At 68.1% G+C, this 23,661-nt stretch carries 20 protein-coding genes; 6 read left to right on the top strand and 14 right to left on the bottom strand.

Annotated features, from left to right (window positions below):
- Nucleotides 1-3: 3 nt before the first annotated feature.
- Nucleotides 4-1,338 (bottom strand): PhoH family protein, encoded by a 1,335-nt coding sequence (locus ABZS29_RS02650; RefSeq protein ID WP_355457871.1) that lies wholly within the window; start codon nucleotides 1,336-1,338, stop codon nucleotides 4-6.
- A gap of 1,378 nt (nucleotides 1,339-2,716) precedes the next feature.
- The gene (locus tag ABZS29_RS02655; RefSeq protein ID WP_355457873.1) at nucleotides 2,717-3,496 is read right to left on the bottom strand and encodes an isoprenyl transferase; all 780 of its coding nucleotides are present in this window, start codon (nucleotides 3,494-3,496) and stop codon (nucleotides 2,717-2,719) included.
- Nucleotides 3,497-3,712: 216 nt separating this feature from the next.
- Between ABZS29_RS02655 and ABZS29_RS02660 the strand changes: the two genes are divergently transcribed.
- The 3 genes from ABZS29_RS02660 (at nucleotide 3,713) to ABZS29_RS02670 (ending at nucleotide 6,226) form a co-directional block, all read left to right on the top strand.
- A complete protein-coding gene (locus ABZS29_RS02660; protein ID WP_355457874.1) occupies nucleotides 3,713-4,408 on the top strand; it encodes a hemolysin III family protein in 696 nt (231 codons plus the stop codon).
- 40 nt (nucleotides 4,409-4,448) lie between these two features.
- A complete protein-coding gene (locus ABZS29_RS02665; RefSeq protein WP_355457876.1) occupies nucleotides 4,449-5,540 on the top strand; it encodes a phosphotransferase in 1,092 nt (363 codons plus the stop codon).
- Between the two features lie 176 nt (nucleotides 5,541-5,716).
- Complete coding sequence (locus ABZS29_RS02670; RefSeq protein WP_355457877.1) at nucleotides 5,717-6,226, top strand: hypothetical protein; 510 nt, start codon at nucleotides 5,717-5,719, stop codon at nucleotides 6,224-6,226.
- Here ABZS29_RS02670 and ABZS29_RS02675 read toward each other — a convergent pair.
- The 7 genes from ABZS29_RS02675 to mca all read right to left on the bottom strand — a co-directional run bounded on the left by ABZS29_RS02675 (nucleotide 6,223) and on the right by mca (nucleotide 16,058).
- A complete protein-coding gene (locus ABZS29_RS02675) occupies nucleotides 6,223-7,653 on the bottom strand; it encodes a M28 family metallopeptidase (RefSeq protein WP_355457879.1) in 1,431 nt (476 codons plus the stop codon). The two genes, ABZS29_RS02670 and ABZS29_RS02675, sit on opposite strands and share 4 nt — an antisense overlap.
- An 83-nt stretch (nucleotides 7,654-7,736) precedes the next feature.
- Nucleotides 7,737-9,320: a M4 family metallopeptidase gene (locus tag ABZS29_RS02680; RefSeq protein WP_355457880.1), complete on the bottom strand. Its 1,584-nt coding sequence runs from the start codon at nucleotides 9,318-9,320 to the stop codon at nucleotides 7,737-7,739.
- A 123-nt stretch (nucleotides 9,321-9,443) separates the two neighbouring features.
- Nucleotides 9,444-11,516, bottom strand: a complete 2,073-nt coding sequence (locus tag ABZS29_RS02685) for a M4 family metallopeptidase (RefSeq protein WP_355457882.1) — start codon at nucleotides 11,514-11,516, stop codon at nucleotides 9,444-9,446.
- Between the two features lie 224 nt (nucleotides 11,517-11,740).
- Nucleotides 11,741-13,711, bottom strand: coding sequence for a thioredoxin domain-containing protein (locus tag ABZS29_RS02690; protein WP_355457884.1), 1,971 nt, complete (start codon nucleotides 13,709-13,711; stop codon nucleotides 11,741-11,743).
- 9 nt (nucleotides 13,712-13,720) lie between these two features.
- Nucleotides 13,721-14,755: a CopD family protein gene (locus ABZS29_RS02695; protein WP_355457886.1), complete on the bottom strand. Its 1,035-nt coding sequence runs from the start codon at nucleotides 14,753-14,755 to the stop codon at nucleotides 13,721-13,723.
- Between the two features lie 128 nt (nucleotides 14,756-14,883).
- Nucleotides 14,884-15,153 (bottom strand): hypothetical protein, encoded by a 270-nt coding sequence (locus ABZS29_RS02700; protein WP_355457888.1) that lies wholly within the window; start codon nucleotides 15,151-15,153, stop codon nucleotides 14,884-14,886.
- Between the two features lie 41 nt (nucleotides 15,154-15,194).
- Nucleotides 15,195-16,058: a mycothiol conjugate amidase Mca gene (gene mca / locus ABZS29_RS02705; protein ID WP_355457889.1), complete on the bottom strand. Its 864-nt coding sequence runs from the start codon at nucleotides 16,056-16,058 to the stop codon at nucleotides 15,195-15,197.
- Between the two features lie 58 nt (nucleotides 16,059-16,116).
- Here mca and ABZS29_RS02710 point away from each other — a divergent pair, with 58 nt between their 5' ends.
- Nucleotides 16,117-16,545, top strand: a complete 429-nt coding sequence (locus tag ABZS29_RS02710; protein ID WP_355457891.1) for a DUF4307 domain-containing protein — start codon at nucleotides 16,117-16,119, stop codon at nucleotides 16,543-16,545.
- Between the two features lie 243 nt (nucleotides 16,546-16,788).
- Nucleotides 16,789-17,301: a transcription elongation factor GreA gene (gene greA, locus ABZS29_RS02715; RefSeq protein WP_344151456.1), complete on the top strand. Its 513-nt coding sequence runs from the start codon at nucleotides 16,789-16,791 to the stop codon at nucleotides 17,299-17,301.
- Between the two features lie 54 nt (nucleotides 17,302-17,355).
- Here greA and ABZS29_RS02720 read toward each other — a convergent pair whose 3' ends face one another.
- From ABZS29_RS02720 to ABZS29_RS02740, 5 genes are all read right to left on the bottom strand, one after another.
- On the bottom strand, nucleotides 17,356-17,892 hold the full coding sequence (locus tag ABZS29_RS02720; RefSeq protein ID WP_355457893.1) for an alpha/beta hydrolase: 537 nt from the start codon (nucleotides 17,890-17,892) through the stop codon (nucleotides 17,356-17,358).
- A 799-nt stretch (nucleotides 17,893-18,691) separates the two neighbouring features.
- Nucleotides 18,692-19,531 carry an ABC transporter permease gene (locus tag ABZS29_RS02725; protein ID WP_355457895.1) on the bottom strand — a complete coding sequence of 280 codons (840 nt, stop codon included), beginning with the start codon at nucleotides 19,529-19,531 and terminating at the stop codon, nucleotides 18,692-18,694.
- Nucleotides 19,528-20,505 carry an ATP-binding cassette domain-containing protein gene (locus ABZS29_RS02730; RefSeq protein WP_355457897.1) on the bottom strand — a complete coding sequence of 326 codons (978 nt, stop codon included), beginning with the start codon at nucleotides 20,503-20,505 and terminating at the stop codon, nucleotides 19,528-19,530. The genes ABZS29_RS02725 and ABZS29_RS02730 overlap by 4 nt, the downstream gene beginning before the upstream one ends.
- Before the next feature lie 86 nt (nucleotides 20,506-20,591).
- Nucleotides 20,592-21,536 (bottom strand): hypothetical protein, encoded by a 945-nt coding sequence (locus ABZS29_RS02735; RefSeq protein WP_355457899.1) that lies wholly within the window; start codon nucleotides 21,534-21,536, stop codon nucleotides 20,592-20,594.
- Nucleotides 21,537-21,643: 107 nt separating this feature from the next.
- Entirely contained in the window at nucleotides 21,644-23,140 is a 1,497-nt protein-coding gene (locus tag ABZS29_RS02740; RefSeq protein ID WP_355457901.1) for an MFS transporter, read from the bottom strand.
- A gap of 88 nt (nucleotides 23,141-23,228) precedes the next feature.
- Between ABZS29_RS02740 and ABZS29_RS02745 the strand changes: the two genes are divergently transcribed.
- The gene (locus tag ABZS29_RS02745; protein ID WP_355457902.1) at nucleotides 23,229-23,660 is read left to right on the top strand and encodes a MarR family transcriptional regulator; all 432 of its coding nucleotides are present in this window, start codon (nucleotides 23,229-23,231) and stop codon (nucleotides 23,658-23,660) included.
- The last annotated feature ends 1 nt before the right edge of the window (nucleotide 23,661 follow it).

Raw genomic sequence — 23,661 nt, forward strand, 5'->3', positions numbered from 1 at the left:
GGGTCAGATCTGCAGATCGTCGAGCATCTCGGTGACCAGTGCGGCGATCGGCGAGCGCTCCGAGCGGGTCAGCGTGACGTGCGCGAACAGCGGGTGACCCTTGAGCTGCTCGACCACGGCGACCACGCCGTCGTGCCGGCCGACCCGCAGGTTGTCGCGCTGCGCGACATCGTGGGTCAGCACGACCCGCGAGTTCGCGCCGACCCGGGACAGCACGGTCAGGAGCACGTTGCGCTCCAGCGACTGGGCCTCGTCGACGATCACGAAGGCGTCGTGCAGCGACCGGCCGCGGATGTGGGTCAACGGCAACACCTCGAGCATGCCGCGGTCCATCACCTCGTCGATCACGTCGGCGCCGGCCAGCGCGCCCAGGGTGTCGAAGACCGCCTGCGCCCACGGCTGCATCTTCTCCGACTCGCTGCCCGGCAGGTAGCCGAGCTCCTGGCCGCCGACCGCGAAGAGCGGCCGGAAGACGACCACCTTCTTGTGCTGGCGGCGCTCCATCACCGCCTCCAGACCGGCACACAGCGCCAGCGCGGACTTCCCCGTACCGGCGCGGCCGCCGAGCGAGATGATGCCGACGTCCGGGTCGAGCAGGAGATCGAGCGCGACCCGCTGTTCGGCCGACCGGCCGCGGATCCCGAACGCCTCGCGGTCGCCGCGGACCAGCCGGACCCGCTTGTCCGGCATCACCCGGCCGAGCGCGCTGCCCCGGTCGGACAGCAGCACCAGCCCGGTGTGGGTCGGGAACTCACCGGCCTGCTGCAGCTCCAGCACGCCGTCCTCGTACAGGTCGTCGACCACCGCGGTCTCGACCTCGAGCTCGGCCATCCCGGTCCAGCCGGACTCCAGGGTGAGCTCCGCACGGTACTCCTCGGCCACCAGCCCGCAGGCCGACGCCTTCACGCGCATCGGCAGGTCCTTGGAGACCAGCGTGACGTCGCGGCCCTCGGCCTTGAAGTTGCAGGCGACGGCCAGGATCCGGCTGTCGTTGTCGCCGAGCCGGAAACCGGCCGGCAGGCTCTCAGGGTCGGTGTGGTTCAGTTCGACCCGCAGGCTTCCACCGTTCTCCCCCACTGGCAGGGGTGCGTCGAGACGTCCGTGCTGGATCCTGAGCTCGTCGAGCAGGCGTAGTGCGGTGCGCGCGAAGTAGCCGAGCTCAGGGTGATGCCGTTTGGCCTCCAATTCGGTGACGACGACCACCGGAACGACCACCTCGTGCTCGTCGAACCGCAGCATCGCGTGCGGGTCCGACAGGAGCACCGAGGTGTCCAGCACAAAAGTGCGCTGGTCCGGTGTGGATGAGGTACTTGACGCCTTGGCGTGGGTGGCAGCCATGTCGCACGTCCTCTCGGGCCGCGACGTGCACCACGCCCGGCCCACCAGTGTTAGGTGTTGGACCGGGAATCGGGGATCAACAGGACCGAGACGGAACGTCTCGGACCCTCCGTTCGTGCCCTCATGGGGCGTCCGGCTGGCGAACGATGATCAAGCTGATCGCACCTCCCGTAACAGCCGGCTTCCCCTCCGACCGTCATTGCCAGAGTAGGAGCGTCCGCCAAACCCCGCAGCCCGACACGCCCGGCCACGGGGTTAACACGGTGTTACACGTTCCCCCCACCCGGGGGAGGCGTTTCCCGCGCGCGAGTGATCCGGTACGACGGCGTACCGGCGGACGCTCATGTCATGCGGAAAAACTGGCCTGTCCTGGTGGGCTGCGCGACAGCCCTGTGGTCGTTCTTGTACGGCGTCGCCGGCACCTACTGGTCGCTCGGAGGCGCCGGCTACCCGTTCGCGAAGGTGGAGGACGACCGATCGACCGCATCCCTCCTCGAAGGCGCTCCTGTGGCCGTTGTCGGCCCGGTGATGGCCGTCCTGGGTCTGGCAGGCGCCGTACTGGCGGTGGTGATGACGCGACGGCGTCCGCGCGGGTGGGCGCTGCAGACGATCGCCGCCGTACTCGCGGTCGTGCTGGCCCTCGTGATCCCGGACTACACCCTGATCGCGATGCTTGCCCTGTCCCCCGCGCTGCTGGTCTTCGCGTTCACCGGCGTACCGGGTGCGCAGGGTGGCGTCGGAGACATCCTCTACTGGCATCGGCTGAACCTGCTGATCATGTTCGTCGGCGGCCTGCTGTGGGCGGCGACCGCGATCGCCTATCACCGCCGCAGCCGCGACGCCTGCGTCTCGTGCGGCCGCAGCGACCGGCCCGCTCCGGGCTGGACCACGCCCGAGTCCGCGCTGCGCTGGGGCCGGATCGCGGTCGCTGTCTCCGTCGTGGCGAACCTGCCGTACGAAGCCACCCGGATCGCCTGGTACTTCGGCTGGCCGCTGGGGATCACCGCCGACTTCCACCAGATGATGGCCGACACCCCGGGCATGCTGGAGATGGGCCTGGGGCTGGCCGTGATGGCGATCGGCGGCAGCGTCCTCACCCACGGTCTGGTGCACCGCTGGGGCGAGGTCTATCCGCGCTGGATCTGGTTCAAGGCCGGTCGGCGGATCCCGCCGCGGCTGGCGATCATCCCGGCCGCGACCGTGGCCGTCGTACTGATCCCGGCCGGCTTGATGAACGCCCAAATGCCCCTGGACGGCGACAACTGGGCGCTGAACGCCCCAGGCATCCTGTGGATCCTCTGGGGCTTGGCGCTCGGCGCGGCGACGTACGCCTACTACCTGAGGCGTCGTACGGCGTGTGTGCGCTGCGGACGCGGGGTCACGTACCGAAGCGACGCTCTCGCTGGGCATAGCTCCGAACCGCGCGCAGGAAGTCGACGTGGCGGAAGTCCGGCCACAGGGCTTCGCAGAAGTAGAACTCGCTCAGCGCGCTCTGCCAGAGCAGGAAGCCGCCCAGACGCTGCTCACCCGACGTCCGGATGACCAGATCGGGATCCGGCTGGCCCTTCGTGTAGAGGTGCCGGGCGATGTGCTCGACGTCGACCCGCTCGGCCAGCTCCTCGATCGAGATGCCCTGGGCGGCCTCCTCGAGCAGCAGCGACCGGACCGCGTCCGCGAGCTCGCGGCGGCCGCCGTACCCGACCGCGACGTTGACGAGCATGCCGTCGACGTCCTGGGTGGCGGTCTCGGCCCGCTTCAGGGTCTCGGCGGTCGCGCTCGGCAGCAGGTCCAGCGCGCCGACCGGGTGGATCCGCCAGCGGCCGATCGCGGTCAGCTCGTCGACGGCCTGCTCGATGATCTTCAGCAGCGGCTCGAGCTCGTCGGCCGGCCGGGTCAGGTTGTCCGTGGACAGCATCCAGACCGTGACGACCTTGACGCCAACCTCGTCGCACCAGTGCAGGAACTCGGTGATCTTGTTCGCGCCGGCCTCGTGGCCGTGCGACACCGGGTTGCCGGCCGACCGCGCCCAGCGCCGGTTGCCGTCGATGATCACGCCGATGTGCCGCGGAATCCGGTCCGGCGGCAGCGAACGCCGTACCCGGCGCTCGTAGATCAGCATCAGCGCGTCGCGCAGTTTCTGCTTGCCTGGTGTCTGCATGAGCAGGGATTCGCCTCCAACGTCCTCGCTACGAGGCTAGCCCAGATCGGCCTGTGAAAGAGACCCTGAACTTTTCACTTGCCCGCTGCATCGTAGACACGGGGGAAGGTGCGCGGAGGGGGTGACTTCGCCTACATTTCATCCTTCGGGAGGGTCCAACCTACGGTTGCGTAGGTTACGGTTGCGTAACCCTGCCGGCGTCATGAAAGGACAGCCATGACCACTTCCAGCGCACAGTCTCCGGAAGTCGATCACACGCTGTCCGGGCGGCTCGGCCCGCTCAAGCCCAAGCTGCGCGGCTGGTTGCACGCGGGCACCTTCCCGCTGGCCACGGCGGGCGGCATCGTGCTGATCTGCCTGGCCCCGACCGCGTACGCCCGCTGGGCAGCCGCGGTCTACACAGTCGGGGCGATGCTGCTGTTCGGCATCTCGGCGCTCTACCACCGCTTCTACTGGGGTGCGACCGGCGAGGCGATCCTGCGCCGGCTCGACCACAGCAACATCTTTCTGCTGATCGCCGGCACCTACACCCCGCTCGGAATGCTGCTGCTGGGCGGCAAGGACCGCCTACTGATGCTCAGCCTGGTCTGGGGCGGCGCGACGCTCGGCATCCTGTTCCGGATCTTCTGGGTGAGCGCACCGCGCTGGCTGTACACGCCGATCTACCTGGCCATGGGCTGGGTCGCGGTCTTCTGGCTCGGCGACATCTACCACCAGGGCGGTGCCGCGGTCGTCACGCTGATCGCCGCCGGCGGCCTGATGTACTCGGTCGGCGCGGTCGTCTACGGCACCAAGCGCCCGAACCCGTCGCCGCGCTGGTTCGGCTTCCACGAGATCTTCCACGCTCTGACCGTGGCCGCCTTCGCCTGCCACTACATCGCCGTCAGCATCGTGGTCTACCACGCCGGGTGAATCTGAAGACTGCCTGAAGGGTTGTCAGCGACCCTGAGGTATGGAACTGACCCAGGATGAACTGACCGAGCTGGGCCGGACGGTCAGTGGAAAACCAACCGCACACGTCGACAACGTGCGCTTCGAGGCCGTGGACTACCCCATCGGCACTCCCACCACCGCTGGTCTGCACCGCGTCCTCGGTACGGCGGACGGTGTCCCGTGGTCCTGTTTCGTCAAGCAACTGCAGTCGGTGCGGCACTGGCCGATGCTCCCCGTGCTCGTCCCGGAGGAGTTGCGCGAGGAGTTCGTTCAGAACTTGCCCTGGCAGCTGGAGATCGCCGTCCACCGCAGCAACCTGGCTTCGTTGCTTCCCGAGGGTATGCGGCTGCCCACGGCGTACCGGATCGACCTGTACGACGACGACCGCGGCACGCTGTGGATGGAGGACGTCGTCCAGGAGCCGGGTCCGTGGCCGATCAGCAGGTTCGAGCGAGCGGCGTACCTGCTCGGGCAGCTGTCAGCACGCCGGCAGGTGCATCTGGTCGAGCCATTGCTCCCCCGAGCCGGCGTGACCACACCGGGCGCCGGGCTGCGGTACTACACCGGCGGCCGGGTGATGCGGAGCGTGCTGCCCGCGATCAGCGAGTGGAACCATCCGATGCTCGCTGCGTGTGGCGACCACGGGTTACGGGACGACCTACTCGCGCTGAGTGCGCGGCTGCCCGCCGTACTGGATGCACTCGACGCATTGCCGCAGTGCTACCAGCACGGGGACGCGAGTCCCCAGAACCTCCTGGTACCGCAGGGATCCCCGGACGAGTTCGTGGTGATCGACTGGGGCTTCGACTGCCCACAGGCGGTCGGCTTCGACCTAGGCCAACTGCTGATCGGCCTGGCCCACGCCGGCGAGCTCGCCCCGGAGGCCCTGCCCGCTGTTCACAAGGTGATCCTGGAGGCCTTCCAGTCCGGCCTAGCCACCGACGGCATGCACGTCAGCGAGGAACAGGTCCTCTATGGCTACCTGGGCTCCCTCTGCGCCCGAGCGACCTTCACCGCCCTACCGCTCTTCGAACCAGCCACCCCCGAACTCTTCGACCAGCGAGTCCGCCTCACCCGCGCACTCGTCGACCTGGTGTCGCCGGTGGTCTAGCTGTGCTTGTTCGGGAAGGGGCAGCGCGTTAGTCGGTAGTTTTTCGTCGCCTGGACCCGAAAAAGTCACGACTAGCGGAACATCACCGGCCTACCACTCTCCTCGCGCCACCACCATTTAGATCTCAGTCGTGTCTCGGCTGCAACGAATCGGGGCGGATCGGGTATCCATGGTGCGTGAAGAACCTCAGTAGGTACACAGCGCTCGCCGCCCTCGCTGGACTGCTTCTGAGCGGGTGCGGTGACGAGTCCAGCCCCGGCGCCGGTGGTGCGCCGTCGACGACACCAACACCCAGTACGCCGTCTGTGACGGAGTCGACCCCGGTCGGGGTCGGCCTGCCGATGACGGTCACTCGCACGGGCGGGTTCGCGGGCTTCGACGATCAGGTCGTGGTGGACGCCGAAGGTGTTGCCACGGTGAGTTCACGGGGCAAGGAAACGGTGCGGTGCAAGCTCGATCCGAGCGTGCTGACGCCGTTGGCGTCAGCGGCGGAGCAGGTCGACTGGGCCAGTCTGACGGTGACGAAGCCGTCCGCGCGGCACCCTGACGACATGGTCATCGCGGTGTCGGCGAACGGCAAGCTCGCCCGGCTTGACGATCCGAAGCTCAAGCCGCTGACGGCCTCGGTGAGCAAGCTGCTCACCGAGGCCAAGATCCCGCCAGGGAATCTCTGCAAGCCGCTTTAAGGAACGGTGACCGCGGTGTCGTCGACGACGAAGCTGGTCTGCAGCGACGAGTCTTCGGCACCGAGGAACTTCACGGTGACTGTCTTTCCCTTGTAGGCAAGGAGATTGAAGGTCTTCTCCGTGTACGTCGTGTTCTTGTTCAAGTTCGAGTACGTCGCCAGCGTGGTCGTCGTACCGCCGTCGACCACCTGCACCTTGAGCGTGTCGTAGACCGTCGAACTGGTCGTCTCCGCGGTGTCGATCCGGATCCAGAACGACAGCGTCGCCGCCGTTGCGGCGGCCGGGATCGCCACCGACTGACCGATGTTCTCGGTGCTGGTGCGGCCGTTGCCCTGCAGCCACGCCTTGTAGCTACCGGTGCGAGCAGGCTTCGACGAGCTGTTGGTGATCACGCCGGAAGTGCCGGTCCAGTTGACAGCGCCGGACTCGAAGCCCGGGTTGGCGAGCAGGTTCGAGCCGCCGGGCGGCGGGCCGCTGCCGTAGTCCTTCTGGGCGTAGTTCCAGATCATGTGGCCGATGGCATCGATCTGGCGGTCCAGCGAGGTCAGGTCCAGGTTGTTGATCGTGTCGCAGGACCGGTGGTAGCAAGCGTCGTACGCCGCGCCCGCCGTACCGCCCCACTTCGCGGCCTGGGCGGAGGTCTTGGTTCCTTCGGCGCCGGAGAAGGTGCCGGCGGTCGGGATCCCGAGCGACCGGAACGCTGCGTGGTCGGAGCGACCCTGGACGTCGATGTACTCGGTCTGGATGTTCTTACTCGTGAAGTACGCCGTCAGGTCGTCGCGAGCGCCGTTGCCGGCCGGGTTGTCGTCGTACACGAAGTAGCCCGGGTTCGGGGACGCGATCATGTCGAAGTTCAGGTACAGCTCGACCTTGTCCCGCTCGGCGGCCGGCAGGTTGTTGACGTAGTACTTGGAGCCGAGGAGTCCGAGCTCTTCGGCGCCCCAGAAACCGAAGCGCAGACGGTTCCTGGGCGTCTGACCGCTGGCGGCATAGGCGAGTGCGACCTCCAGGTTGCCCGCACTGCCCGAGCCGTTGTCGTTGATCCCCGGACCGGAGCTGACGCTGTCCAGGTGCGATCCGGCCATCACGACGTGGTTCGCGTCGCCGTACGGCCATTCCGCGATCACGTTGTACGACGTACCGGCCGAGGTGGAGAACTGCTGCAACGTGGTCGTGTAGCCGGCCGCGTCGAGCTTGGCCTTCACCCAGTCGGCGGACGCCTTGTAGCCGGGGCGACCGGTGTACCGGTTGCCGCCGTTGTTGGTGGCGATCGTCTGGAGCTGGTCCAGGTGCGCCTTGGTGTTGGTCACCGAGATGTCCGGTGAGACGACGGCAGCGGTCGCGGTGGCGAGGCTGCTGCCGGGGACGACCAGCGCTCCGGCGGCGAGTGCGACGCCGAGGGCGGCTGCAGACAAGGATCTACGCATGGGGACTTTCTCCTTGCTGACAAGAGAAGGTCCGGGGGCGGGCATGGGCGGCCCACCCCCGGACCTTCACTGTTCAAGTGGTACTAGCAGGTGGCGGTACCGGCCGGGGCGTTGATGGCGGCCATCGCCTTCTGGATACCGATGCACTGGGCCGAGCCCGCGCCGTACAGCTCCTTGGCGGAGGTGATGGCGCCGTTGCGCGCCGCGGCGTAGTTCGAGCCGGAGCTGAGCTTGGTGGTCAGCGTGCGGTACCAGACCTTGGCGGCCACGTCACGACCCACACCGGTGAAGGTGGTGCCGTTGCACGAGGTGCTCGTGTAGGTGACACCGTTGATCGTCTTGGTGCCGGTGCCCTCCGAGGCCAGGTAGAACCAGTGGTTCAGCGGGCCGGAGGAGTAGTGCGGGTCCAGGTTCTTCGTGCCGGTGGTCCAGCAGTCCTGGCTGCCGCGGCCGTCCTTCGACGGCTTGTCCATGTAGCGCAACGGGGTGCCGTTGCCGTTGATGTTGATCTTCTCGCCGATCAGGTAGTCACCCTTGTCGGTGGCGTTGTTCGCGGAGAACTCGACCATGGTCCCGAAGATGTCCGAGGTGGCCTCGTTCAGGCCGCCCGCGTCACCCGAGTAGTTCAGGTTGGCGGTCGCCTCGGTGACGCCGTGGCTCATCTCGTGACCCGCGACGTCGATCGACGTCAACGGGTGCGTGTTGCCCGAGCCGTCGCCGTACGTCATCTGGGTGCCGTCCCAGAACGCGTTCACGTACGCGTTGCCGTAGTGCGTGCGCGAGCGAGCGCCCTGACCGTTGTTGAAGATGCCGTTCCGGCCGTGGACGTTCTTGTAGTAGTCCCACGTCAGCTGGGCGCCGTAGTGAGCGTCCACACCGGCGGTCTGCCGGCTCGAGGCGGTTCCGTTGCCCCAGACGTTGTCGGCGTCGGTGAACGTCGTACCGGAGCCCGAAGTCGACCCGTTCAGGTCGGTGGTGTAGTTGCCACCCCGTGCCGTGTCCTTCAGGACGTAGCTGCCCGACGTACCGATCGACACCTGGCCGGAGTACATCGAGTTGCCGGTGCCGGTCTTGATCTCGTCGTCGGAGTCCAGCAGCGCGCCGGACTTCGCGTCGAAGAACGAGTGCAGCACCGACGGCGTCTGGTCGGCCTTGACCCCGCTGGTGACGACCTCGTAGGCCAGCACCGGCTTGGTCTCAGCGACGTAGATGACCAGCTCGCCCTTGTTGGCGGTCGCCTTGAAGCCGGCGGCCTTGGCGCCCTTGGCCAGGGCGGCGGCCTCGGACAGCGTCGGCTTGGTGGAGGTGAGCCCCACGGCCTTCGCGTTGCGGTTGTAGGTGATCTGGCTGACCGTGCCGGCGGCGGACCGCTTGACGATCAGGTCACCGCCGACGACCTTCAGACCGTTGAAGGTCCGGTCGTAGCGGACGAACTCGGTGCCGTCGGCGTCCTTGACGACGTCCCTGACCTGGAGCACCTCGCCCTTCGTCAGCCCGAGCGCTGCCGCGGTCTTCGCGGCCAGTGCCTGCTCGGCGTGAACCGCCGAGGGCTGGTCGAACCCCGACGCCGGCAGCGGCGCCGAGCTGAGGCTCGCCCCCGCCGGTGCGGCCGCGAGACCGGCAGCGGCGATGAGTGCGACGGCTCCGACAGATGTCAGTCGTTTCAAGACAGTTCTCCTCACGTGGGGGTCGCTGAATGGGCGCAGCGACTTGGTGCGATTGGATGACGCGTCCTTGGCACAGGGGAAGCGGACCGGGGGCCGAGCGGGCCCCCGGACCGAGTACTGGAATCAGCTACCGGCGACGAGCGAGGTGTCGTCGACGACGAAGCTGGTCTGCAGGGAGGAGTCCTCCGCGCCGACGAACTTCACCGTGACGGTCTTGCCCTTGTACGCCGCGACGTTGAACGTCTTCTGCGTGTACGTCGTGTTCTTGTTCAGGTTCGAGTACGTCGCCAGCGTGGTGGTCGTGCTGCCGTCGACGATCTGCACCTTGAGCGTGTCGTAGACCGTCGAGGTGGTGGTCTCGGCGGTGTCGATCCGGATCCAGAACGAGAGCGAGGCGGCGGTGGCGGTGGCCGGGATGGCGACCGACTGGCCGATGTTCTCGGTGGTGGTCCGGCCGTTGCCCTGCAGCCACGCCTTGTAGCTACCGGTGCGGGCCGGCTTCGAGGTGCTGTTGGTGATCACACCGCTGGTGCCGGTCCAGCTGGCGGAGCCGGACTCGAAGCCCGGGTTCTGCAGCAGGTTGTCGCCGGTCGGCGGCTCGGTGGTGCCACCGCAGGCAGCGGCGCCGGCCGGAACGGTGATGGCGTCGAAGGCGGCCTGGATGCCCTTGCACTCGGCCGAGTCGTTGCCGTACAGCTCCTTGGCCGACGTGATGGCGCCCTCACGAGCGTCCTTGTAGGTGCTGCCCGAGCTGAGCTTGGTGCTCAGCGTGCGGTACCAGACCTTGCCGACCACGTCGCGGGTCACACCGGAGAAGGTGCTGCCGGTGCAGGAGGTGCTGGTGTAGGTGACACCGTTGATCGTCTTGGTGCCGGTGCCCTCGGAAGCCAGGTAGAACCAGTGGTTCAGCGGGCCGGAGGAGTAGTGCGGGTCGAGCCCGCCGGTGCTCGTGGTCCAGCAGTCCTTGCTGGCACCGTCCTTGGACGGCTTGTCCATGTAGCGCAGCGGCGTGCCGTTGCCGTTGATGTTGATCTTCTCGCCGATGAGGTAGTCGCCGACGTCGCTGGAGTTGTTCGCGTTGAACTCGACCAGGGTGCCGAAGATGTCCGAGGTGGACTCGTTCAGGCCGCCCGCGTCACCGGAGTAGTTCAGGTTCGCGGTGGCCTCGGTGACACCGTGGCTCATCTCGTGACCGGCCACGTCGATCGACGTCAACGGGTGCGTGTTCCCGGAGCCATCGCCGTACGTCATCTGGCTGCCGTCCCAGAACGCGTTCACGTACGCGTTGCCGTAGTGCACCCGCGACCGTGCGCCCTGACCGTTGTTGAAGATGCCGTTGCGGCCGTGGACGTTCTTGTAGTAATCCCAGGTCAGCTGGGCGCCGTAGTGAGCGTCGACGCCGGCGGTCTGGCGGTTGGAGGCGGTGCCGTCGCCCCAGGTGTCGTCCGGGTCGGTGAACGTGGTGCCGTTGCCGGAGGTCGAACCGTTGAGGTCGGTGGTGTAGTTCCCGCCGCGGCTCGGGTCGGTCAGCGAGTAGCTGCCCGACGTACCGATGCTGACCTGGCCGGAGTACATCGAGTTGCCGGTGCCGGTCTTGATCTCGTCGTCCTGGGCGAGCACCGCGCCGGACTTGGCGTCGATGAACGAGTGCAGCACCGACGGGGTCTGGTCGGCCTTGACGCCGGTGGTGACGACCTCGTACGCGAGCACGGGCTTGGACGGCGTGACGAAGACGACCAGCGTCCCCTTGTTACCGGTTGCCTTGAACTTGGCGGCCTGCGCGCCCTTGGCGAGCGCGGCCGACTGGGACAGAGTCGGCTTGGTCGCGACACCAACAGCCTTGGCGCCGTAGTTGTACTTCACCTGACCGATGGACTCACCGTTGCGCTTCACGATGAGGTCACCGCCGACGACCTTGAGGCCGTTATAGGTGCGGTCGTAGCGGACGAACTCGGTGCCGTCGGCATCCTTGACGACGTCGCGCACCTTGAGCTGCTCGCCACCGGCGAGTCCGAGAGCGGCGGCCGTCCGCGCGGTCAGCGCCTGTTCGGCCTGTACGGCGGCCGGCTGGTCGAAGCCGGATGCCGGGAGCGGGGCCGTACGAGCGGCGGCACCGGCGGTGGTGCCGGTGAAGCCTGCAGCCAGTCCGGCTGCCGCGACGATGGCCACCGCCCCTGCTGATGTCAGTCGTTTCAAGACAACATCTCCTCACGGTGTGGTCGCTGTTTGGGCGCAGCGACCAATTCAGTTGGGGACGCCGGATGTTCTGGCGCATCAGTGCCACTGCTCACTTGTGACACTGCGTGTCAGGACATGCGAATTCTGTTACATCCGACTGAGGGAGGACTCTCGCCTGCGGCGGGCCCGGAGTCAAGCGATAGTGCCGAAATGGCAGGGAAAACCCGCACCGGCCACGACGGTCAGCTCAGCTGCTTCCGCAGCGCTTCAGGCTCCGCGACGGGCAGTTGGCAAGTGAATTTCTGACACACATATGCCACCGGCTGGTCAGCGACCAACGACCTTCCGGCCATCAGCGGTACGTCGAGACCGGGCGCTGCCTGGAGGATCGCCGTACCCCATGGCGCGGAGGTGAACGCGGCCTGAAGAAGCTCCGGCGAGCGGCCGGCGATCGCGATCTCGAGCGGCCCGGCGGCGATCGTCTCGGCCACCGCCAGCGCCCGGCCGGCGAAGCGCGGCGCACGGGCGGCGATGGCTGCCGACGCACTCAGGGCCAGGGCGGCCGCGTCTTCATACCGGACTGATCCGGTCAGGCCGGCCAGTGTCGTGAAGGCCTCCGCGGCCAGGCTGACGCCGGACGGGCTCGCATTGTCGGTCGGGTCCTGCGGCCGCCAAACCAGCTCCTCGGCATCCGCCGCCGTGTCGAAATAGGAGCCATCGGCAACGAACTGCTCGAGCACCCGGTCCAGCAAGGCCTGCGCCGTCTCGAACCACTGCATGGTGCCGGTGACACCGAACAACGTGAGACAACCTTGCGCGTACGCCGCATAGTCCTCCAGTACGCCGTGCGCCGTACCGGCAATGCCGTCGCGGGAGGTCCGGTGCAGCCGTCCGGTCGCCTCGTCGAGGTGGACGGACCGGACCAATTCGGCCGCGGTCGCCGCTGCGTCGACGTACTCGGGTTTGTCGAGGACGGTGCCGGCGCGAACCAGCGCAGTGATGGCCAAACCGTTCCAGGCGGCAACCACTTTGTCGTCGCGACCGGGGTACGTTCGCGCACTGCGCGCCTCCCTCAGCGTCGCCCGGATGCGCTGCCAGCGGTCGGCGTCATCGGGGTCCTGACGGAGCTGAAGAACGGAGGATCCGTGCTCGAAGGTGCCGGTCACATCGCACATGTCGACCACCCAGGCCGCGTCGTCCGCGGGCAGCGCTGCGTGGAGCTCGGCTGCCGTCCAGACGTAGTACTTGCCTTCTTCGCCCTCGGTGTCCGCGTCCAGCGCGGAGGCGAAGCCACCTTCCGGAGTCCGGAGTTCGGTGAGCAGGAACTCGGCCGTCTCCTCGGCGACCCGGCGCGCGAGCGGCTCCCCCGTGATCGCCCACCACTGGGTATAGACGTCGAGCAGCAGCGCGTTGTCGTACAACATCTTCTCGAAATGCGGGACGACCCACTGCCCGTCGACGGAGTACCGAGCGAAACCACCGGCGAGCTGGTCGTACATCCCGCCCCGAGCCATCCGCTCACAGGTCTGCACGACCATCTGGAGCGCGTCCTTCGACCCGGTCCGCCGGTGCTGCCGCAACAGGAAGTCGAGAACCATCGACGGCGGAAACTTCGGCGCTCCCCCGAACCCGCCGTCCACCGGATCGAAGTCCGTCGCCAGCAACTGCACCGCCCGATCCAGGTCGAGCTCGCCGCCATCCGCCTGCTGCCGAGCCCCCAACTGCTCGACCACCCGGCGCCCGATCCCGTCGATCTGGTCCCGCTTCCCGCGCCACGCCTCGACCAACGACTCCAGCACCTGCCGGAACGACGCCATCCCGTGCCGCGCATCCTTCGGAAAGTACGTCCCACAGAAGAACGGCTCCGCATCCGGCGTCAAGAACACCGACATCGGCCACCCGCCGTGCCCCGTCATCGCCACCGTCGCCGCCATGTAGATCGCATCCACATCCGGCCGCTCTTCGCGATCCACCTTGAGACACACGAAGTGCTCGTTCAGGTACTCCGCCGTCGCCACATCCTCGAACGACTCATGAGCCATCACATGACACCAGTGACAAGCCGAGTACCCCACCGACAAGAACACCGGCACATCGCGCTCCCGAGCCTCCGCGAACGCCGCCTCCGACCACTCCCGCCAAGCCACCGGATTGTCCGCATGCTGCCGCAGATACGGACTGGTACTCCGGCCAAGTTCGTTCACGGGGCTCATGTGCCCACGTTAGGCGGTTTGAGACAGAGCTACTGACAGTCCCAGGGTGAGGGCCATCACGACCAGTTCGAAGCCGACGATCTGCCAGAAGGGGACGTTGCGTTCGAGGAGGTTGCCGGTGGCTTGGCGACGGCTGAGGGAGGCGGCGACGAGCAGGAGGACGACGGCGATGACCTTGATGATCAGGAGGACGCCGTACGCGTCGGAGGTGAGGACGTCGAAGACGCCGCTCCAGCCGCCGGCCTGCGCGGCGAGGCGGCCGGCGGCGCTGATCAGGCCGCTCAGGATGAGGGCGATCGAGGAGACGTTGGCGACCTGCTGGTAGCGCTCGAGGACGATCGGGAGGCCGCTGCGGCTGGCTCGGCCGTAGCGGACGAGGCCGGCCAGGCCGCCGATCCAGGTGGTGGCGGCGATGACGTGGACGACGAGGGCGGCGCCCGCGAGGACGACGTACGACTCGTTGCGGGGGAAGGCGGTGAGGGCGTTCGGGATCAGGGCGGCGATCGCGACCACGACGCCGAGGCGGGCGGCCTGCGAGGTCTGGACGCGGCGGATGCCGATCGCCAGGGCGACGACCAGGATGCCGGTGATCAGAAGAGCTTTGACTTCCGGTACGGCGAGGGCGTCGTCGAGGCGGAGATAGAGCAGATCGAGCGGGGTGTCGAGGAGGACCGCGGCGGTGACCGCCGCGCCGACGAAGGAACAGGCGGCCCAGATGACTGCCGAGTTGCTGGCGTCGCGGACCGCGCGCCGGCCCTGGGTGCCGAGCAGGCCGCCTTCGATGCGGAGCAGGATGACGGCCGCCAGCAGCGCGCCGGCGCAGCCGACGGTGGCCAGCGTGGAGATCAGCCGAAGCAGTGGCAGCAGCCAGGCGACGAAGAGACTCGGACCGCCGATACCGCCGGTGTCACGGGGCTCGCTGCCGGTCGCGAACAGCGCGACGACGAGGGCGATCGAGGCCACCACGACCGCGGCGAGGCCGCCGACTACCAGGCGTCCGGGCATGCGGTGCCGGGCGGCGCGAGTGGCACGGGTCGTACTCATCGCACCGACCCGGGCCCGGCAATGGTGGGCACGCGGCCACAATAGGGTCAGGCAGCCGCCGACGGCCTAGTCCGACACCATCTCGTGATCACGGTGAGGCGGGACTGCCGACAATCGTGCTGTGGGCGTTACTTGGGCTCACTCTGGGTCGGTGTCGTACCCACCGTACGGATCGGCTCGGCAGCGGCCGGGTCCGCAGAACTGGCGGGATTCGCTGGGCCGGAAGACGGTGCTGGGGCGTCCGCGCCGGCGTCGTCGAAGTCGATCTTCTTCAGTTGCTTGCCCATGTTGCGCCACAGCAGCACCGTGACGGCACCGAGAGCGAGCACGATCAGCAGCGCGACCCAACCGGGCCGCACCGAGTTCGGGTCGATCTCGACCGGCGCAAGGGAGGTCATCGCTATCACGCCACCAGTCTCTCACTTGTCTCACCCGCCCGTCAGCGGAGCCCCGCGAACAGATCGTGCTCGGGCAATTCCGACTCGACCAGACTCCGCGCCAACTCGTAGTCCTCGGTCGGCCAGGCCGCCTGATGAACCTCCAGCGGTACGGCGAACCACGGACCGTCGGGGTCGATCTGCGTCGCGTGCGCCAGCAGGGCCTTGTCCCGGACCGCGAAGTACTCCGCGCACTCGACCCGGGTGGTGATCCGGCGCTCGTTCTCCGGGTCGGGCTTCCAGTCCTTCAACCGGTCCGCATACGGCGACTCCAGCCCGCGGGCGATCATCGCGTCGTGCAGCGCCTTCATCCGCTCGCGGTGGAACGTGTGGTGGTAATACAGCTTCAACGGCTGCCACGGCTCACCGAGCTCCGGATACGCGTCCGGGTCACCGGCCGCCTCGAAGGCCGCCACGGTGATCTGGTGGCACATCACGTGGTCCGGATGCGGATAGCCGCCGTTCTCGTCGTACGTCGTGACGACCTGCGGACGGAACTCGCGGATCAGCTTCACCAGCGGCGCGGCCGCGTCCTCGACCTTGAGCGCCGCGAAACAGCCCTCCGGCAGCGGCGGCAACGGATCGCCCTCCGGGAAGCCGGAGTCGACCCAGCCGAGCCACTCCTGCCGGATCCCCAAGATCTCGCGTGCCGCGTCCATCTCCTTGCGGCGGATCTCACTGATGTTGGCCAGCACCTCGGGCCGGTCCATCTTCGGATTCAGGATGGATCCACGCTCACCACCGGTACACGTGGCCACCAGCACCTCGACGCCCTCAGCGACGTACCGGGCCGTCGAAGCGGCGCCCTTGCTCGACTCGTCATCCGGGTGGGCATGCACATGCAACAACCGCAACTCTCCACTCACAAGACACAATGGTCCTCCACCCGACCCCAAAACCCACAACCAACCCCCTGGACTCCCGTTGAACCAGTCATCAGCCGGTACGCCGAACGTCGACCTGAACGCCCGGTACGGACGCCCCGGGCGGTCCCGGCGACCGCTGATCATCGGGCTGGCCGCCGTACTGGCCGTGGTGGGGCTGGGGTGGTTGCTGTGGGCCGCGGTGATCGGCTCGAACCCGCCGGTGACGTCGCGGCTGCTGGCCTTCAAGATCGTGTCGGAGACCCAGGTGACGGCGACTGTCCAGGTCGACCGCACCAAGTCCGTCGAAGCCAGCTGCCGGGTGCAGGCCAAGGCGGCGGACTTCTCGATCGTCGGCGAGCTGACGCTGACCGTCCCGGCCGACTCCCCCCGGCACCAGACGCTGCCGGCCACCCTCACCACCCAGCGCACCGCGACCTCGGTCGTCCTGATCGGCTGCACGACGGCCGATTCGCATCGTCCGCACTGAGCCGAAAAAGCGCAGGTCAGGGGCCGTTTCTGGTTGACGCGGAACCTGAATCGGCAACCGATTGCCGTTTGTGGACCGGTTTGCTGGAAAATTCCGGCGGGAAAGCGTTCTCCTGGGTAAGCGGAGGCGTTGGAACGATGGGGTTCTCGGGTACATCTTGCTAGGCTGAATGGATTGGTCGCCGTCGACGACGGCGGCCACGAGTATTTCCTGCCCACCTATCCCATCCCCAAGGAGCAGCCCATGACGCAGAGAATCGAAGAGGCGAGCGTTGTCTGGCTGACACAGGAGGGCTACGACCAGCTGAAGGCCGAGCTGGAGCAGCTGAAGGGTCCGGCCCGCGCCGAGATCACCCAGCGGATCAGCGACGCCCGTGACGAGGGCGACCTGAAGGAGAACGGCGGCTACCACGCCGCCAAGGACGAGCAGGGCAAGATCGAGGCCCGGATCCGTCAGCTCGAGGACATGCTCCGCCGCGCCCAGGTCGGCGAGACCCCGAAGAAGGGCGGCAAGGTCGAGCCCGGCATGAAGGTCTCCATCACCTTCGCCGGCGACGACGAGGTCGAGACGTTCCTGCTCGGCTCCCGCGAGCTCCTCGCCCTGGACGCCTCCGTCGACATCGACGTCTACTCGCCGCAGTCCCCTCTCGGCGCCGCGATCCTCGGCAAGAAGAAGGGCGACAAGGCGACGTACGAGGCCCCCAACGGCAAGCCCGTCACCGTGCAGATCGTCGCCGCCGAACCCTTCACCGGCTGACCCACCCCGTCGTGCAGCGCCCCGGTGGTCCCCACCGGGGCGCTTCGCATGTCCCTAGGCGGCGGTCAGGAAGTCGGCCAGGAGGTCGACGAAGGCTTCTGGTGCTTCCTTGTGTACGCCGTGGCCGACGGGTAGCTGGTGGAAGCGGCCGGCCGGGATCTGGTCGGCCATCGCCCGCATCTGGTTCTGCGGGAACGGGCTGGTCGAGCCTCCTCCGACGACCAACGCCGGTACTCGGATGCGCGTCAGCTCGTCGAACCAGCCTGGGCCGGGCGCGTTCACCTGCTTGATCAGGTCCACGCGGGCTCGCCAGTCGTAGTCCAGCGGTCCCTCCGGACGCTCGGGTATCGGCCGGGTCTGCGGGAACGGTGGCGGCGACTCGACCAGCACCAGCGCGCCTACCCGCTCCGGCCGCCGCGCTGCGTGCAGGTACGCCGCGACCGCGCCCATCGAATGCCCCACCACGACAGCCTCCGCCAGCCCGTGGTCGTCTAGGAACTCCCCCAGATCCATTGCCAGCAACTCGAACGAGTACTCGGCCGCCGGCCCGGTCTCGCCGTGCCCCGCTGGTCCGGCACCAACACCCGCCACTGCCCGGCCAACACCTCCACGATCCCGTCGAACGACGTACCGTCCGATGTCAGCCCGTGCAGCAAAACCATCGCCGGCGCATCCGCCGCCCCGAACTCCCGAAACGCCAGCCGCACAACCACTCCTCGCTTCCCCGGACCCCCAAGCCATCACAACTGCTCACACGGCCAACCCCCACGCGTGCCCACAGCCGCTTCGCCCCATTGTGATGGCCCAGCGGTCCGCACCCACGGACAGCGTTGCGCTCCACAACCTCACGCAGGGCGCCGACCCACGCTCGCGCACTTCACCGGATATCCGTCGGACTTGCCGGTTCTCCCCTCGATATTTGGCTGGAGAACCGGCAACTTCAGGGGTTATCCGCTCAAATGCTCGCCAGCCGGGATGGGGTTGCTGCACCGCACGGGCGGCTTGGCGGTTGGTCGGCGGCGCATTCTGGCGGTTCACGGAGTCGTGCTGCCACGGGGCGGCAGCGATCATCCGCGAAGCGGTGGGTGCGCGCGACCCCCGGTACGCCGTCGCGCCCTCGCGCCCTCGCGCCCTCGCGCCCTCGTACTGCCGGTGGCTGCGTACTGAGGCTGTGCATCAGGTGATGCCGCGATGGCCCGATTCCTTCGGCGGCAACCCACATGCAGCGGGTGCTGCGGATGCCCCGGAGCCCACGTCCAGTGGTTGCTGCGGATGCCCCGGAGAGCCCGCGCCCAGGTGTTGCTGCGTGTGCCCCGGGGAGCTGGCGTGCAGGGGTTGCTGCGGATGGGCTCGGCGGCGCGCAGCGAGCTGGCGCCGCCTCACCGCGAGGTCAGTGGCTGGTGGCGCTTCGGTATTTGCGGACTGCCAAGGGGGCGAAGACGAGGATGATCGCCAGGCACCAGAGCAGCGACAGCAGGACGGGGTGCTGGGCGGGGAAGCCTTCGGGGCTGGCGAAGGGGGACGGGTTGCCGAAGAGGTGGCGGCAGGCGGCGACGATGGCGGAGATGGGGTTCCACTCGGCGACGGGCTGGAGGCCGCTGGGGAGGTTGGGGGTGGGGACGAAGGCGTTGGAGAGGAAGGTCAGCGGGAAAAGCCAGATCAGGCCGGCGGAGGCGGCGACTTCGGGGCCACCGACGGAGAGGCCGATCAGGGCGCCCACCCAGAGCATGGCGAAGGCGAACAGGAGCAGGATGGCGAAGGCGGCCAGGGCCTGGCCGAAGCCGTTGTGCCAGCGCCAGCCGACGATGAAGCCGCAGATGACCATCACGATCATCACGAACGTGTTGAAGACCAGGTCGCCGATCACCCGGCCGGCGATCACGCCGGACCTTGCCATCGGCAACGAACGGAACCGGTCGATCAGGCCCTTGGACATGTCGTCGGCCAGTCCGACGCTCGCCGACGCGACCGCGAAGGCCATCGTCTGCGCGAAGATGCCGGACATCAGGAACTCCCGGTACGCGCGGGCGCCGGGGAAGCCCGGGATCGGGATCGCGTTGCCGAAGACGTAGGCGAACAGCAGCACGAACATGATCGGCTGGATGGTCGCGTAGATCAGCATGTCCGGCGTCCGCGGGATGCGTTTGAGGCTGCGCCAGGCCAGGATGCCGGCGTCGGACAGCGCGCGGCCGAACGGGTTCACCCGGTCCGGGCCGGTGGTCGTACTCATACTGCGTCCTTCTGCTCGGCCTCGTGCCCGGTCAGGGAGAGGAAGACGTCGTCCAGGGTCGGCCGGCGCAGGCCGATGTCGGCGATCCGGATGCCGGCCGCGTCGAGCGTGCGGATCACCTCGACCAAGGCGGTCGAGCCGCCCGGCGCCGGTACGTTCATCCGCCGGCTGTGCTGGTCGAGCGTGGTCGCCTCGGGGTCGGTGATGCCGAGCGCGCCGGTCAGCAGCTCGAGCGCGCGATAGGTCTCGTCGGCGTCGTGGACCACGACCTCGATCCGCTCACCGCCGACCTTGGCTTTGAGCTCATCCGCCGTACCGCGGGCGATCACTGAGCCGTGGTCGACCACCACGATGCTGTCGGCCAGCTCGTCGGCCTCTTCCAGGTACTGCGTGGTCAGCAGGATGGTCACGCCTTCACTGACCCGGTCCCGGATGATCTTCCACAGGTCGAGCCGCGAGCGCGGGTCCAGCCCGGTCGTCGGCTCGTCGAGGAACAGCACCTTCGGATGAGCGATCAGCGAACCGGCCAGGTCGAGCCGCCGCCGCATGCCGCCCGAGTACGTCTTCAGCGTCCGATCAGCGGCTTCGGTCAGGTCGAACGTCTCGAGCAGTTCGTCGGCCCGCTGTTTGGCCTGCCGGCTGTTGAGCCGGTAGAGCCGGCCGAACATCCACAGGTTCTCCCGGCCGGTGAGCAGCTCGTCGACGGCCGCATACTGCCCCGACAGCCCGACCAGCGAGCGGACCGTGTCCGCCTCCTTGACCACGTCGTGCCCGAGCACGCGAGCGGAGCCGGCATCCGGCTCCATCAGCGTGGTGAGCACCCGCACCGACGTGGTCTTCCCGGCGCCGTTCGGCCCGAGCAGGCCGAGAACAGTCCCCTCGGGCACCTCGAGATCGATCCCGTCGAGCGCCTTCACGACGTTCTTGCGGGATCGGAAGGTCTTCACGAGGCCGGTGGCCTCGATGGCTGGCATCCGCACGTCCCCCTTCTGGATGTGACGCAGGCCACCATGCTGGCGGAGACCGCCGACAATTTTCGAGCGGTTAAGCCCGGGCTCAGCTAGTCGGCGCTGATCTGTGCGCTTCCGACCAGCACCTCGACGTCGAGGCCGGCGCGACCGCGGCCGATTTCCACGTCCTTCGACTGGCCGGAGACTGCGCCGGTCCAGCTGACGCGACCCAGCTGGGCCTCGGTGTGCACGTGGACGTCGGAGCCGCGGCGCAGGTTGACCGTGGCCATGCCGGACTCGACACGCACCCGGGACCGCCCCTTGGTGATCTGGGCATCCAGCGTGACCGACCCCGCCTGCACCAGTACGTCGATCGGTCCGTCGACGTCGGTCACCTTCGCCGTACCGGCCGTGACGCGGACGCGGGTCAGACCGGGCACCCGCTCGGCGTTGACGCTGCCGCCGGTCACCTCGACCTCGACCTCGAGCTTCGGGTTGACCCGGATCTGCAGTTCCTTGGCCAGGCCGTTCACGTGCGCCTTCAGATCGGTCGGGTTGCGCAGCATGCTGAACCCGTCGATCGAGACGCCCATGTCACCCTCGCTGTTGATCGCGAGCGTGTCGCCGTCCTTCTTGATCACGTGCGGCCCGTCGACGGAGACGCCGTTCACGGCCGGTTCGCCGATCAGCCGCACCCGCCTCCCGACCGCGCGGATGGTCACCCGCTGCACGCCGGACGGGATCGGCACCGAGCTGTGCTCGATCTCCTCTTCGGCCGGCGCCTCGTCCACGACCGGCTCCTGCACCGGAGGCACCGGCGGCACCGGAGCGACCGGCGGCGCAGCAGTCGGAGTGTCGACCGCGTCGGCCCAGGCCGACGCAGACGGCACCTGATCGGCAGCTGACGGAGTCTCCTCGGCAACCGGAGCGGACGCCGGCGCCTCGGCCCGGAGTGCGGAGATCAGGGTCGTGGCCTCGTCCGGCGACAGGTGCCCCTTGGCCACCCGATCCAGGATGTCCTTCACACGCCCGTCGTACTCGCTCTGGTTGCTCATACCCACAGTCCAGCACCCGGAAGGGCCGAAACCAATCCGGGATCACCCCGAACACAGCCGTGCGGGCCCCGGGGAGTAGCCCGGGACCCGCACGGTTCAGCTGTGCCTCAGGCGGCCGGAGTCATCTCCTCTTCCGCCAGCTCCTTCTGTACGGCGGCCAACTCAGCGGCCTCGGTCTCCTCCGCGGCCCGGCGACGGCTCAGGCCGCGCAGACCGGTGAGGGCGATGATCAGGCCGAGAACCGCGACGCCGGTGACGACCGCGAGACCCGGCTTGTACGCCGAGAGCATGTCGGCCGGCACGGTCACGCCGACCGACTGGCTGCTGATCACCGCGGTGACGCTGGCGAGGACCACCGCGCCACCGACCTGGGTCGAGGTGTTGAACAGACCGGAGGCGAGCCCCTGCTCGTCGTCGGCCACCCCGGAAACGGCCTGGATGTTCAGCGCCGGGAAGCCGATCGCGAAACCGATGCCGATCAGCATGATGCTCGGGAAGATCGTCGAGAAGTACGCCGAGTCCGGGCCGATCCGCAGGCTGAGTGCGTACCCGGCGACGAACAGCGCCATCGCGCCGATGATCATCTTGTCGGTACCGATCCGGTCGGCGATCTTGCCGGCGTTCGGGGACAGGCTGATTACCAGCAGGCCGGCCGGCAGGAAGGCCAGCGCGGTCTGGAGCGAGGACCAGCCGAGCAGGTTCTGCAGGTACAGCGTGCCGATGAACTGGAAGGCGACGTACGCGCCGAAGACCGTCAGGCCGGCCAGGTTCGCCCGGCGCAGCGAGGCGCTGCGGAGGATGCCGAGCCGGACCAGCGGGTGCTTGGAGCGCTGCTCGATCACGACGAAGGCGGTCAGCAGGACGGCCGCCAGCACGAACATCCCGATGGTCTGGAACGAGACCCACCCGGCGTGCTCGGCGCCGACGACGGCGTAGACCAGGGACAGCATGCCGCCGGTGACGGTGACCGCTCCCGGTACGTCGTACCCGCCGGTGACCTCTTCGCGAGCGCTGTTCGGGATCAACTTGATGGCGAACAGCAGGACGATCAGGGCGACCGGGCCAGGCATCAGGAAGGTCCAGCGCCAGCCGATCTCGGTCAGCGCGCCACCGAGGATCAGGCCCATCGAGAAGCCGCTGGCGGCGCAGGTGGTGAAGATCGAGAGGGCGCGGTTGCGATCCGGCCCTTCGTGGAAGGTCGTGGTGATGATGGAGAGCGCGGCCGGCGCGGTGAACGCGGCGGCGACTCCCTTCACGAACCGCGCGGCGATGAGCAGTTCGGGATTCGTGGCCAGCGAGCTGAGCATCGAGACCACGGCGAAGACTCCCAGCGCGACCAGGAAGACCCGGCGCCGGCCGAGCAGGTCCGCGGTGCGGCCGCCGAGGAGCAGCAGGCCGCCGTACCCGAGCACGTAGCCGGTCACGACCCACTGGAGCGAGGACAGGGAGACGCCGAGGTCCGCGCCGATGGACGGCAGGGACATGCCTACCATGGAGACGTCCAGGCCGTCGAGGAAGATCACGCCGCAGACCACGAGGAGGGCGCCCCAGAGGCGCGCATCCCAGGTCATGCGGGCTGGTGTGGTGTGCGTTGTTTCGGTCACGAGGAGAGACTATTGCATGCACGTGCATCTAATGTCCAGGCATTAAATGCATTTGCATAGGATGCGTGTGCATGCTATGGTCGGCGACATGACCGCCACGAAGGTCAGCGCTGAGACTGGTGAGATCAGCGCCGATGTCCGCGCCTGGCGCGAGCTGCTCGCCCGCCACGCCGATATCACCTGCGCCCTCGACCGCGCCCTCCAGACCGGCCACTCCCTCGGCATGAGTGAGTACGAGGTTCTCGAGCGACTGGCCGAGCTGCCCGACCACTCGGCGAAGATCGCCGTCGTCGCGAAGTCCGTCCACCTGAGCCAGAGCGCACTCTCCCGCGTGATCGCCCGCCTCGAGTCCGACGGCCTGGTCACCCGCGACGTCTGCACCCAGGACCGCCGCGCCGTCATCGTCTGCCTGACCGACGAAGGCCTCCTCCGCCAGCACGAGGCCCGCGCCACCCACCGCGACGTCCTCGCCGAGCGCCTGCACGCCCCACTCGTCAAGGGCTGCGACCTCACCGACTGAG

Source organism: Kribbella sp. NPDC005582, assembly GCF_040605415.1.
Taxonomy (GTDB): domain Bacteria; phylum Actinomycetota; class Actinomycetes; order Propionibacteriales; family Kribbellaceae; genus Kribbella.